General features: G+C 43.5%; 10 protein-coding genes. All 10 read left to right on the forward strand.

The window, feature by feature from the left end:
- The first annotated feature begins 1 nt into the window (after window position 1).
- The 10 genes from WC659_02795 to WC659_02840 all read left to right on the forward strand — a co-directional run bounded on the left by WC659_02795 (window position 2) and on the right by WC659_02840 (window position 12,853).
- Entirely contained in the window at window positions 2-1,030 is a 1,029-nt protein-coding gene (locus WC659_02795) for a virulence RhuM family protein (GenBank protein ID MFA4872839.1), read from the forward strand.
- A 2-nt stretch (window positions 1,031-1,032) separates the two neighbouring features.
- The gene (locus tag WC659_02800) at window positions 1,033-3,546 is read left to right on the forward strand and encodes an N-6 DNA methylase (GenBank protein ID MFA4872840.1); all 2,514 of its coding nucleotides are present in this window, start codon (window positions 1,033-1,035) and stop codon (window positions 3,544-3,546) included.
- 2 nt (window positions 3,547-3,548) lie between these two features.
- Window positions 3,549-5,894 (forward strand): AAA family ATPase, encoded by a 2,346-nt coding sequence (locus tag WC659_02805; protein MFA4872841.1) that lies wholly within the window; start codon window positions 3,549-3,551, stop codon window positions 5,892-5,894.
- Window positions 5,895-6,009: 115 nt separating this feature from the next.
- Window positions 6,010-6,531: a hypothetical protein gene (locus WC659_02810; GenBank protein ID MFA4872842.1), complete on the forward strand. Its 522-nt coding sequence runs from the start codon at window positions 6,010-6,012 to the stop codon at window positions 6,529-6,531.
- Between the two features lie 211 nt (window positions 6,532-6,742).
- Window positions 6,743-7,093, forward strand: coding sequence for a hypothetical protein (locus WC659_02815; GenBank protein ID MFA4872843.1), 351 nt, complete (start codon window positions 6,743-6,745; stop codon window positions 7,091-7,093).
- 14 nt (window positions 7,094-7,107) lie between these two features.
- The gene (locus WC659_02820; GenBank protein ID MFA4872844.1) at window positions 7,108-7,647 is read left to right on the forward strand and encodes an ATP-binding protein; all 540 of its coding nucleotides are present in this window, start codon (window positions 7,108-7,110) and stop codon (window positions 7,645-7,647) included.
- Window positions 7,648-7,940: 293 nt separating this feature from the next.
- On the forward strand, window positions 7,941-8,858 hold the full coding sequence (locus WC659_02825) for a class I SAM-dependent methyltransferase (GenBank protein MFA4872845.1): 918 nt from the start codon (window positions 7,941-7,943) through the stop codon (window positions 8,856-8,858).
- Between the two features lie 51 nt (window positions 8,859-8,909).
- The gene (locus WC659_02830; GenBank protein ID MFA4872846.1) at window positions 8,910-9,527 is read left to right on the forward strand and encodes a non-canonical purine NTP pyrophosphatase; all 618 of its coding nucleotides are present in this window, start codon (window positions 8,910-8,912) and stop codon (window positions 9,525-9,527) included.
- Between the two features lie 414 nt (window positions 9,528-9,941).
- The gene (gene thrC / locus WC659_02835; GenBank protein MFA4872847.1) at window positions 9,942-11,816 is read left to right on the forward strand and encodes a threonine synthase; all 1,875 of its coding nucleotides are present in this window, start codon (window positions 9,942-9,944) and stop codon (window positions 11,814-11,816) included.
- Window positions 11,817-11,950: 134 nt separating this feature from the next.
- Complete coding sequence (locus WC659_02840) at window positions 11,951-12,853, forward strand: branched-chain amino acid transaminase (protein ID MFA4872848.1); 903 nt, start codon at window positions 11,951-11,953, stop codon at window positions 12,851-12,853.
- Window positions 12,854-12,856 lie beyond the last annotated feature (3 nt).

Consider the following 12,856-nt stretch of genomic DNA (forward strand, 5'->3'; position numbering starts at 1 on the left):
TATGAAAAAATTACAACCTCAATCACAAATAATTATCTATAAAGCAGAAACAGGCGAGACTAAAATCGATGTGCGTTTTGACGGTGAAACAGTGTGGTTAACGCAAAAACTTTTAGCTGAACTTTTTGGCGTTACTGTTCCTACTATCAATGAACATATTAAAAATGTTTACAAAGAAGGTGAATTAAAGGAAAGCTCAACTATTCGGAAATTCCTAATAGTTCAAAAAGAAGGCATTCGTGAAGTAGAAAGAGAGATTGATTTTTTTAATCTCGACATGATTATCTCTGTCGGTTACCGTATTAAAAGCTCTATCGCCACAGCTTTTCGTCAATGGGCAACTTTGCGACTACGCGAATATATTGTCAAGGGCTTTGTAATAGATGATGAACGATTAAAGAATCCCGATCTGCCATTTGATTATTTTGAAGAATTAACTCGTCGTATCTCAGAAATACGCGCCTCAGAAAAGAGATTTTATAGAAAAATTACCGACATCTATGCCACCAGTGTTGACTATGACCCGACAGATGAGAAGAGTACCCTCTTTTTTAAAACAGTTCAAAACAAAGTTCATTATGCGATTACGGGAAGCACTGCGGCAGAGATAATCGCGAGCAGGGTGGATAGTAAAAAAACAAATGTAGGCCTCACAAACTTCAGGGGCAGTAAGCCAACAAAAGAAGAAGTTTTGTTTGCCAAAAATTATTTGAGCGAGCAGGAACTTCTCGTTTTAAATAATCTTGTCGAGCAATATCTCGTATTTGCCGAAGGACAGGCGATGCAGAGAGTGCCAATGTATATGAAGGACTGGATAGATAAACTCCACGGATTTTTACAGATTAACAATAAAGATATTTTGAAAGATGCGGGCAAGGTCTCGCATGAGTTGGCAAAAGAGTTAGCTGAAAAAGAATATGATAAATATTACAAAAAAAGTTTAAAAGCGCCAAGCAAGGCGGACAGAGATTTTGAGGCATTCGCGAATAAAGCGATGAAACTTGTTAGCAAGGGTAAAAAGAAAAAATAATTATGAATTATCAAGAAATAAAACAAAAAATAAAAAATTGCCGCAACATTCTTGTTGGAATTGTTCCTAGTCCTGAAGCGCAAGTGCAACAAATCACTATTGCTTTGATGTATAAATTTATGGATGATATGGATAAAGAAGCGCAGGAAAAACACGACGCCCCGCCAATGTTTTTTGCCGGCGAATTTGCTAAATATTCCTGGACTAAACTTTTGTCGCCACAAGTAGGAAATCAAGAGAGATTAAATCTTTACGCGGAAGCGATTGAAAAAATGAATGAAAATAAAGACATTCCACAACTTTTTAGAGATATTTTCAAAGGAGCCTTTTTGCCATATCGCAGTCCCGAATCCCTTAGTTTATTTTTAAAAGAAATAAACGGTTTTACTTATGATAACAGTGAAAATTTAGGCAATGCCTTTGAACATTTGCTTTCAATTATGGGCAGTCAAGGCGACGCGGGGATGTTCAGAACCCCAAGACACATTATTGATTTTATTGTTGACGCGGTTGATCCGCAAAAAAATGAAAATATTTGCGATCCAGCTTGCGGATCTGCGGGTTTTCTTATTTCCGCCTACAAACACATAATAAACGCAAACACAAAAGAGAAAAAAGGCGATCTTTTATCGCCGGAAGAAAAGAAAAAACTTATTAAAAATTTTTCAGGTTATGATGTATCGCCGGATATGGTTCGTTTATCAAAAGTGAACATGTATTTTCATGGATTTCTTGACCCAACAATTTATGAATATGACACGCTTGGGCAAGAGGAAAAATGGGACGAAAGTTTTGATGTTATGCTTGCAAATCCGCCGTTTATGTCGCCAAAAGGCGGAATACGACCGCATAAAAGATTTTCCGTGCAAGCCAATCGCTCCGAAGTGCTTTTTGTGGATTATATTTTAGAGCATTTGCGTCCCAAAGGCCGCGCCGGCATTATCGTTCCGGAAGGAATTATTTTTCAATCCGCGACCGCTTATAAAGCGTTAAGAAAATTAATGATTGAAGACGGACTTTTGGCAGTTGTTTCGTTACCGGCTGGCGTTTTCAATCCATATGCCGGAGTAAAAACAAGCATTTTGTTTTTTGATAATGAAATTGCCAAGAAAACGAAAAATATTTTATTTCTGAAAATTCAAAATGACGGCTATGACCTTGGCGCGCAAAGACGAGAAATTGACAAAAACGATTTACCTTTGGCTTTGGAAATTATTAAGAAATACAAAGAGGTTCTTTCCTCCTGTCATTCCGTACTTGATACGGAATCTATAAAGAAAGAGCTGGATTCCCGTTTTCACGGGAATGACAAATGGGGAGAAATCGCTCATCTTGTCGCCAAAGAAAAAATCGCCGAAACCGGCGACTACAATCTTTCGGGCGATAGATATAAAGAAAATAATAATTTTATAAACAGAAAATGGCCAATGGTTAGTTTAGATGAAGTTATTGATTTGAATTTTGGCGTAAGAATAACTAAAAAGAATAGCGAGGGGATAGAATACCCTGTTTATGGTGGCGGTGGTGAAAGTTTTAGAACCGATACATTTAATAGAGAGGACGAACTTATTATTTCTCGTTTTGCGATGGCAGAATGGTGTGTCCGCTTTGTAAAAGGAAAGTTTTATTTATTAGATTCAGGATTTACTTTTTCCGTGAAGCCAGAAAAGAAAAATGAAGTATTGAAAGATTATATTGATAGATATTTTCTTTCAACACAACAAAGGATTTATTCCTGCGCGCGAGGTCATGCCCAGAAAAATCTTGATGTAAAACAATTCAAGTCGCTTAAAATCCCGTTTCCTCCGATTGAAGTCCAGAAAAAAATCGTTGAGCAGATTGAAGTTAAGCAAAACGCCATAGATCACGCCAAAGCAATCATCCAAAGTCTAGAGAGAGAGAGACGCTATTTTGGTCAATCACTTAGAAAATTAAAAGGTGTTGAGTTGGTGAAATTGGAAAATATTTGTGATGATTTTAGAAATGGAGTTAATTTTTCCAAAGAGCAAGTAGGAAGAGGCACAAAACTTGTGAATATTAAAGACTTATTTAACGACGGATATGTTGATGTTGAAAATTTGGAACAAGTTGAATTAAAGGATAAAGAGGTGATAAAAAACACTCTCAAAGACGACGATTTATTATTTGTTCGTTCATCAGTCAAATACGAAGGTTGCGGCTACCCATCTCTTATTAGGGTAGGAAAGGAAAATATTGTTTTTTGTGGTTTCATTATCAAATGTTCGCCAAATAAAAAGAAGGTTTATCCGAAATATTTGCTGCATCTTTTAAGGTCTGAGGAATATCGGAATCAAGTTATCATTTTATCTAACCGAGCAAATATAACAAACATATCACAGGATAGAATAAAATCAGTAAAAATTATTTTGCCGTCAATTGAAACGCAAAAGCAGTTAGCAGATGAGGTAGAAAAAGAGCAAGAATTTATAAATATAAATAAGCAGTTGATTAAAATATACGAGCAAAAAATCGCTGATGTTTTAAGTGAAATATAGTTATGTTTGAAAAAGTAATCAAGCTCAAAAAATTCGGAATATTTCGCGACTTTTCATGGTGTAGTAATACTCCAGATCTTGCTCGATTCAATTTGATTTATGGTTGGAATAAAAGTGGCAAGACGACTTTTTCGAGAATATTTTCTACTTGCGAAAAAAAGACGACAGAATTTAACCAATACCCGAAAGACAAAGAAGGAAATTTGGGCGAATTTGAGATAAAGTTAAATAACGGCACTACAATTAAGCATTTCGATTGCCAAAACGGGACAAAACAAATACGAGTATTCAATGAAGATTTTATTGACGAGAATGTGTCATTTGATCCATCCAATCCTAGCAATCCGATTGTTTATGTAAGCGAAGTAGATATAGAGAGTAGTAAAAAGTTGAAGGAGCTAAGAGGGAAAGCTACACTATTATCTCAAAATTTTGAAGCCTATTTGAAAGCCCGCCAAAAAAGCGAAAAGGCAGAAGATGATTTTCGAAAATCCACGGCACGCACTATCAAGGACATCGTCGGCAATCTGAAAGTTAATGATAAATACCGCGACTATGACAAGAGTGGCGTAAAGATAGCAATTGAAAATATAGGGATTGATAATTTCACCAAATTTTCTGATGAAGATTTTGAAAAAAAGAAAAAACTTATCGGTGGCGACCCACCCAATAATCAATCACTTTTTTCAAAATATGATCTTGGATTTTCATTCAATGGAAAAAATCTATCAAATTTTTCAGACATCCACGATGAAATCGCTACATTACTTAAACGCAAAGTGGTCGCGGAAACTATTGACCGTCTAAAAAACGATCCCGAATTAAACAAATGGGCGCAACACGGATTCGAGCTACATAAAAACAAAGATGAAAAGAAAAAGTGTTTGTTTTGCCAAAATGAATTTTCCGAGGGTTTTTTAGATTTGTTATCAAAACATTTCAGCAACGATTACGAAAAATTACAGGACGACATAACATCGTTGATTCAGGGATTAGTTGATCTAAAAAAGGAAAAAATTATAGAGAAAATTTCGGAGCTTTATGCAGATTTACAGAGTGGCTATAAAGATATAGCCAAAAGGCTAAATGGCATTGTGGAAGAATTGAATGGCTGGATAGATGAGGTAACAAAAAAACTGAATAAGAAGCACGACAACCCGCTTTCAATGGCGGAAGCGCCAAAATCACCAAAAGATTTTAAGGAATCCTATGATAAAGCGACTGATGAGTTAAATTCTGTTATTGCTAGCCATAATTTGAAGGTCAGAAATCACGAACAAGAAGTAAAAACTGCGAAAGAGGAATTAGAGAACCACCTCATTGCCGTTGCTTTAAAAGAACTAGATTATCCAAAAATAAAAGCGGATTATGATTCAGACATTGAAACTGAGAAAAAAGCAAAAAATGCGGTGGAAGAAAATAATAAACAAATATTAATATTAGAAAAAGAAACATCCAATATCGGAAAAGCTGTTCAAAAAATAAACAAACATCTGGAAGAATTTTTTGGAAGAAAGGAAATACATCTTGAATTAGACGACTTCAAAAAGGGCTATGTTATAAAACGCGATGATGATACGGCGCACAATTTGAGTAAGGGCGAAAAAAATGCCATCGCGTTTTCCTATTTTGTTGTTAAAACCCAAGAAAAAGGATTCAAAACTGATGAAGGAATAATTGTAATTGATGACCCTATTTCCAGCTTTGATTCCAATTTTATCTATCATTGCTTTTCATTGATAAAAAGTCACTTCAAAGAATCCGAGCAGTTGATCGTCTCGACTCATAATTTTGAATTTTTTAATTTGGTGAAAGATTGGTTTGAGCAAAAAAACCGGAAAGTAGAGAGCGATAATAAGAAAATTGCGAACGAGTTAGATAAAAAGCCCACCCCTTGCGAATTTTTTATGATTGAAAATACCGTTGAGAATGAAAAACGGTGCGCCTCAATCGTACCATTGGAAGAAACTTTGAGGAAATTCAAGTCAGAGTACCATTTTCTTTTTTCTAGATTGAATCAGTTTATCGCTGCAGGTTCGCCGAACTACGCCGACTTTTACACTATCGGAAATATAGCAAGAAGATTTTTAGAAATTTACATAAACTTTAAAATTCCAACCACCGGCGACTTAAAAAGCAGGGTTGATCAACTTGATACACAGACAGTAAGTGACACGGAAAAAGATAAGGTGTATAGATTAATTCAGGAATTTTCGCATGGGCTTGATCCTGTGAGCACGATTGAGCACAAGGACAAAAGCGAGATACAAGGTGCAATTAAAGTATTGCTGAAAATGGTTGAGGAGTCGGACAATAAGCATTTCGAATCATTGAAAAGTACGTTATAATAAATTTGATGTCCCGCCGTCCGCTCGCCAAAAATTCTGTTTCGCTCCGCAGGAGCGATGATGTGGAAAGCGTTTCCGCCGTCTTGGTATCAAGACATCAAAGCAAAATAATCTTATGCCAGATGATAATTTAACTACTGAATCACCAGCGGCGGAGGTGCCGGTAGAGATGCCGGTGGTGCCAAACGAACCGATTCCGCCAGTCAAAATTCCACCTGTGACACCAAGCGAACCGGTGCCGGCATCAGCGCCGCCGACAACGGAAGTGCCGGTTGAGGTTAGCCCCAGTGCCTCGGCAGTAGCTCCAACCGTTGTAACCTCGCCCACGCCGCCGCCCGCGCAAGCCGAACCAGCGCCTGCCATCGGGTTAGCGCCGGCCGTGAATTTAAAGTCATTGTTGGCGAAGGCCATGGAGACCATCAGATTCCGCAGAAATGCGAAGCTGGAAAAAATCATGAAATTTGTGGGCGAAAAAGGCTCTGTCACTAATGACCAGGCGCAAATGCTGCTCCGCATTTCCGATGCCACCGCAAGTCGCTATCTTTTGACGCTCACCCAACAGGGGCGTCTGCGGAGGACCGGCAAGACATCGGGCAGCCGCTATGAGTCGACAGTCGGCTCAAATGGAGGGAATTGAGCCGATGGCGATGCAAGAATGAGCGATAGCCGTTATAAAAATTTGGTTTTATTCGGAGAATTGTACTCACATTATAGACATCACATTGAGAAATGGTACTCATCAGCAGTGTCATGGTGAGCTTGTCGAATCCATACACTGCGGACATCCTTCGACAGGCTCAGGATGACAGTACTACGTCATGATGTGATATCTATAAGCGCAAAAAATTATGGGCATGGTTGAAAATTTTCGTACGCACGAAGCGTTTATCAAAAGAGAATTAAAACGCGCGCATAGCGACGCGGGGTGGCGGGATTTGTCGGATTATCACCACACGCAAATTCAAAATTTCCAGCATGAGCGGCTGGTTCATTTGCTCGTGACCCTGACGTATGCCTTGGTCAATCTGATTGCCCTCGCGATCACGCTCGCATTTCCCAGCATTGGCATAGTAATTTTGGACATTATCCTGCTCGTGATGCTCGCGTTTTATGTCTGGCATTATTTTGCTCTGGAAAACGGCATTGCGCGGCTGTACCAATTGGACCAAAAAATTATCAAGAAATACCTGGATAGATAGCCATAAATCACTTTATGCATTATCATCCCGCAGACACTGAAGGCGCGCCGCCGCAAGAAGAGATATATACGGGAAATGAAATTATCATCGCAAGCAAGCGGGAAAATGCAAAGATTATTATTGATGAAATTGAACAAAAAATGCAAGAGCTTGGATGGTTGGAGGATAACGTAAATATTTTTATCACAGCTTTAAGCGAAGCATTAAATAATGCGATCGTCCACGGCAATTTTGGATTGGCGCAGGCACAATTTTCTGATGATGAAAAATATAGCGATGCGATAAAAGAAGCTGAAGCAAAATGGGGTGAAGTAAAGAAAGTAATCATCACTATTGAAGACATGAGTTCTACTCATATATCAATGATGGTCACTGACGAAGGAAAAGGATTTAATCATGAAGCGTTGCTTGATCCTAGACAACCAGAAAACTTATTAAAGGAGAGCGGGCGCGGAGTGTTGATTATGCAAAAACTTGTGAAGGTAGAATATTTAGGTGACGGAAACAAGGTGCGTCTGGAATTGCCACGCGTGGCAGAGGAAACCGCTCGCTGAGATTTATTCTCTCATTGCCGCCAGAGGCGGACACAGCGTGCGCTTTGCCGCATGAGCAGAAAATTTATATTACTATACTCGATTGCTATTCAAATTCCGATTCTATCGTCATTCCCGCCCCGTATCACGGTACGGGGCAGGCTCCAGCGGGAATCCAGACGCCGTCCTCGACCGAGATCGGGGAACACCAAAAGAAAATAGATTTTTTTGTTTGTTTTTTATGTCTGGATTCCAGATCAGGTCTGGAATGACAATCGGAACTGGGTTGGCAATGTAGTATAATTCAAGGGTATATGGCCTCAAGAGAATTACATAAAAAGTTGAATGAGCTTCGTGAAGTCTTTGATTTTGAGAAAGTATTATCAATTTCCGCTGATAATAAGTACATTCAAAAGTATTATAGGGTAAACCAGATACCCTATTCTGTTTTCCATACGCATACAGACCTCATGTATATGGGTATCAGCAGGGATGGCGTATACAAAGAAAGCGACCTTCTTGCCCATGCGCGTTTTGTTGATGGTTATATAAAGAAATATTGCGCCAAAAAGGTTTTGGAAATTGCCACTGGGCGCGGGGCAAATTCTGCGTATTTAGCCAAGATGAATCCAGAAGTCCAGTTTTACGGGATTGATCTCTCGCCCGGGCAATTGGCCTATGCAGAGAAAAGGGGGCGTCGGTTCCCAAATTATTTTCCCACGCAGGGCGATTATCATGATTTATCACGATATGCTCCCGATACATTCGACATTGTCTTTGTCGTGGAAGCATTGTGTTATAGCAGGGAGAAGGAAAAGGTATTAGATGAGGTGTACAGGGTTTTGAAAAAGGGCGGGTATTTTATCATTTCCGACGGCTATAGGAGCGCCTCAAATCTCGATGAAGCGGAAAAGTTGGCGTGCCGTTTGTGCGAGAGAGGAATGGCGCTTGAGGTGTTTGACACCTATGATGAATTTTTAAGGGTGATAAAATTGAGCAAGTTTTCCATCGCACATGAGGAGGATGTCTCAACGTGCATCATGCCTACGCTTTACAAGTTTGAATCCCTCGCGCGTAAATTTTTGAAATGTAAAAGGTGCGCAAAGTGGGCGCTCATGATTCTCCCCTCTGCGTTTGTAAATAATTTCATCTCTGCCTATCTCATGCCTACCATTGTCAAAGACAGGATTGGCAGCTATTGGATCACGGTATTAAAAAAGCAAGGGAGTTAACCTCATATTTCCTTACATTCGCGATAGGTGAATAGCAGATATGTTTTATTTATGGAAATTATTTTGGCTACCCGTAATACTGATAAGTTGAAACAGTTCTCCATCTTTTTCAGGGATTTAGGGCTATCGCTTGTGTTGCCGCAGCAGGAGATCAGCGTGGATGAAGACAAGCCGACTTTGCAAGAGAATGCGGAGAAAAAGGCGCTCGCATATTCTGCATTGTATCCGCAGCAGTTTGTCGTGGCCACTGATGGCGGCATTACAGTTCCCTATCTGGGAGAACGCTGGAACCACGTGTGGACGCGCAGGCTTTCCGGGCTTGATGCGTCCAGTGTATTCACCGACCGAGAGCGTTGCGAATCACTGCTCGCATTGTTAAAAGACGCGAAGGGCGATGAGCGCCGCGTATCATGGCGCGAGGCGTATGCGGTCGCGCGCGCAGAGAAGATTATTTTTTCCGAAGAGTTGTCCGGCGCTGATGACCAGGGGATGCTTCTGAACCATATTCCTCCTGATTTTCAGGAGAGCGGTTATTGGATTGGTTATCTATGGCACGAACCGCGGTTCAAGAAACATTATATGGCGCTCACTGAGGAAGAAAAGAAAACCCGTGACTGCGCCACCGCCCAATTCGTCCGGCTTATAAAGGAAAGGAAAATTTTTGAATAATTAAATTGCAGTAATTTTAATTCTCTCATTTGACTCCGTTATACCACGGGACAAGCATGCTGACCCAATTCCGATCGTCATTCCAGACTTGATCTGGAATCCAGAAACAAAAATAAACAAAAACCGATCGATTTTTATGTTTGTTTTGGTTTTCTAGATCCCGCATCTTAAGTGCGGGATGACGGTGAGGATCGGAATTTGAATAGCAATTGAGTATAACAAGCATGCCTGTTGACAAGAGGTAGGTGGTTTGTATAGGATGAGAATAGTCTATGTACCATTGCACCAAGGTCAACGCCATCATTATCAGCATTATACTTGTAAGCCCTTTCAAGAGGCCTTGATGTGCATTCGAAATTAATGCGAAACGTCACGAGCCTCCACTCAAAGGGGCTCGATTTCATTTTAAGTTCTATGCCGCAATCAACGCCCAATGCACCGGACACGGCACTGCTTATGGATTGGCAGGCGCGTTGCCATGAGTGCGGCATGGAGTTTAGCCTGCACGAGGCGGTCCATCGCTGCCTCCATTGCAAGGGGCCGCTCAACCTTCTTTGCGATTATCAGGAGCTTGCGCGATTCATTAACCAGACTGACTGGAAAGAGTCAAACCTGCGCTCCAGCAAATACTGGCGCGCGCTTCCTCTGGGGAATTTCACGCAGATCGTGACTCTGCAGGAAGGTGTCACGCCTTTGAAGCTCCTGTCGAACCTTGGGGAGCGGCAGGGCATTAAGCGCTTGTGGGCGAAATTGGAGAGTGAGAACCCCACGGGATGTTTCAAGGATCGCGGGTCGCTTTTGGAAATTTCTTGGGCCGTGCAGCATGGGTATAAGGCAGTGGTGTGCGCATCCACCGGCAATATGGCCGGGTCGGTCGCGGCGTACGCGGCAAAAGCAGGACTTGAATGCTACATTTTTGTGCCAGAGGGAGTGCCCATTGGCAAGCTTTCCATGATTATCGCGTATGGCGCGAAGCCTATTGCAGTCCGCGGAAGCTACAATGACTGTGTGCGGCTGGCAGAATATTTAGCGTCCGAGGAGGGTTACTTTCTCGCCGGGGATTATGCCCTGCGCGCAGAAGGGAGCAAGACGCAGGCCTATGAAATTATCGAACAGCTGCACTGGCAGGTGCCAGAGTGGGTGGCGGTGCCCATGGGGAACGGCACGAATCTTTCAGGGATCGCAAAAGGTTTCCAGGATCTTTTAGCGCTTGGCCTTATTGACCGCTTGCCGAAACTTCTTGGCGTACAGGCGGCGCAATCCTCGCCTATAGTTGAAGCATGGCAGAGGAATGAGGCGAAAGTCATAGCGTCTGAATCGCTCGCCCAGACCGTGGCGCAAGCGGCAAATGTGGGTAATCCTTTGGATGCCACGAAGGCCTTGAGCGCGATCAGGGAAAGCGGGGGACAGGCGGTCGCGGTGAGCGAGGAAGAGATTTTGTGCGCGCAGGAAGAATTAAGCAGGGCAGAATCAGTGTTCATAGAGCCGTCGTCCGCGCTTGTCTGGGCAGGGGTGAAGAAACTGAAAGAACAGGGAACAGTGAACAGTGATCAGAGTATCGTTTTGGTGCTGACAGGCCATGGCTTAAAAGATCCCAAGAGCGTGCTCGTGAGGGCGGTGGAACCGCCGGTTATCGCGCCCACCGTTGCCGCCTTGCAGGAATTATGGAAGGAGCGGCTGTATGCGCTCACAAAGGTGAGCAAGAGTGAAGGTATGAAAGTCCTGTGGGATGCGCACACTATCCCTACGGACCTTGGCGTGCGGGCGAAGAAGCTTTTCCATGTCGCGCTGGATAAGGCGCATGAGGAGCGGCTCGCAATTTCCGTCGCGCAGTTCCATGAGAAAATGCATGAGATGACGCTGCACAGTTTCAATCTCCTCCTTGAAGATGTGACCAAACTCCCGTACGATTACCAAGAGATACTGCGGATTGCGGATTTCACCATCCAGGTTCCCCGGCACGCGATGCCGCGCGCCGAGGTAAGCGTGAAGCTCAACGGCGGAACGTACGAAGGTGAATATGAGGGCGTGGGGCCGGTTGACGCGGTCATTAAGGGCGCAGAAGAAGCGCTTGCCAAATCCCCGCACGGCATTCCCCATGCACTGGTGGATTACGACGTGGAGATCGACCGCGGCGGCACCGACGCTATTGTCCGCGTGCACCTCGCGCTTGAGCACCCGAACGGCGCCAAGGTGACCGGCTCGGCGGTGTCGCCGGACGTCATCACCGCGTCCGTGGTGGCGTTTGAGAGAGCATATAATTTGTTGTATCAAAAGGTGACATCGTAAGATGTCATCCCCGCGAAGGCGGGGATCTAGAAAACAAAAATAAAAAATAGATCGATTTTGCTGTTTATTTTTTGTCTGGATTCCTGCCTGCGCAGGAATGACAATATTGAAGGTATTACTTTGTTATAAATACTATGCAGCCTACCCAATTCATCTGGCTCAACGGTTCATTCGTCCCCTGGCAGGAGGCGAAAATCCACGTCCTCGCGCACGCGCTCCACTATGGCACGGGCGTGTTCGAGGGAATCCGCACCTACGCCACGGCAAAGGGCCCTGCGGTTTTCCAGTTGGAGAAGCACCTGGAGCGCTTCCTCTACGGCGCCTCGTGTTTGCGCATGCAGGTTCCCTATACGAAAGAGCGGCTCGCAGAGGCGGTCGTGGCGACGATACGCAAAAACGACATTAAGGAATGTTACGTCCGCCCGATCATGTTTTACGGCTACGGCGAACTGCGCGTGAATCCCGCGGGCTGTCCGGTGGACGTCGCGATTGCGGTCTGGCCGTGGGGCGCCTATCTGGGAGAGGCGGCCATCACGGCGAAAGTGTCCAAGGTCATCCGCATCCACCCGCATTCGTCCGCGACCGATGCGAAGATCACCGGCCATTATGTCAATTCTATGCTCGCGGGGCTTGATGCCGTTGATGCCGGATACGGGGAAGCCATTCAGCTGGATTATGAAGGTAATATTGCCGAGGGCACGGGCGAGAATTTTTTCATGGTCAAAAACGGCGTGGTGGCGACCCCGCCGCTTGGCACTATCCTCGCGGGCATAACCCGCACTTCGGTCATCACCCTTGCCCGCGATTTGGGCTACACGGTGGAGGAGCGCCCTCTTTCCCTTGCGGAAGTGTTGAAGGCGGATGAGTGCTTTTTCACCGGCACTGCGACGGAGATCGCCGGCATCGGGAAGATTGACGACACGGAGTTCAAAGACGCCCCAGGCCCGGTGACTAAGAGACTCACTGACGCGTTTAAGACCATCGTGAAAGCGGAAAACGAGAAGTATATGCATTGGCTTACCTTGGTGAATAAATAATTC

Source organism: Patescibacteria group bacterium, assembly GCA_041645165.1.
Lineage (GTDB): Bacteria > Patescibacteriota > Patescibacteriia > 2-02-FULL-49-11 > 2-02-FULL-49-11 > 2-02-FULL-49-11.

Bases quoted from the DNA above. Each gene is read 5' to 3' on its own strand.
- thrC (MFA4872847.1), top strand. From the start codon at position 9,942: ATGCCGCAATCAACGCCCAATGCACCGGACACGGCACTGCTTATGGAT.
- WC659_02830 (MFA4872846.1), top strand. From the start codon at position 8,910: ATGGAAATTATTTTGGCTACCCGTAATACTGATAAGTTGAAACAGTTC.
- WC659_02800 (MFA4872840.1), top strand. From the start codon at position 1,033: ATGAATTATCAAGAAATAAAACAAAAAATAAAAAATTGCCGCAACATT.
- WC659_02795 (MFA4872839.1), top strand. From the start codon at position 2: ATGAAAAAATTACAACCTCAATCACAAATAATTATCTATAAAGCAGAA.
- WC659_02805 (MFA4872841.1), top strand. From the start codon at position 3,549: ATGTTTGAAAAAGTAATCAAGCTCAAAAAATTCGGAATATTTCGCGAC.
- WC659_02820 (MFA4872844.1), top strand. From the start codon at position 7,108: ATGCATTATCATCCCGCAGACACTGAAGGCGCGCCGCCGCAAGAAGAG.
- WC659_02815 (MFA4872843.1), top strand. From the start codon at position 6,743: ATGGGCATGGTTGAAAATTTTCGTACGCACGAAGCGTTTATCAAAAGA.
- WC659_02840 (MFA4872848.1), top strand. From the start codon at position 11,951: ATGCAGCCTACCCAATTCATCTGGCTCAACGGTTCATTCGTCCCCTGG.
- WC659_02810 (MFA4872842.1), top strand. From the start codon at position 6,010: ATGCCAGATGATAATTTAACTACTGAATCACCAGCGGCGGAGGTGCCG.
- WC659_02825 (MFA4872845.1), top strand. From the start codon at position 7,941: ATGGCCTCAAGAGAATTACATAAAAAGTTGAATGAGCTTCGTGAAGTC.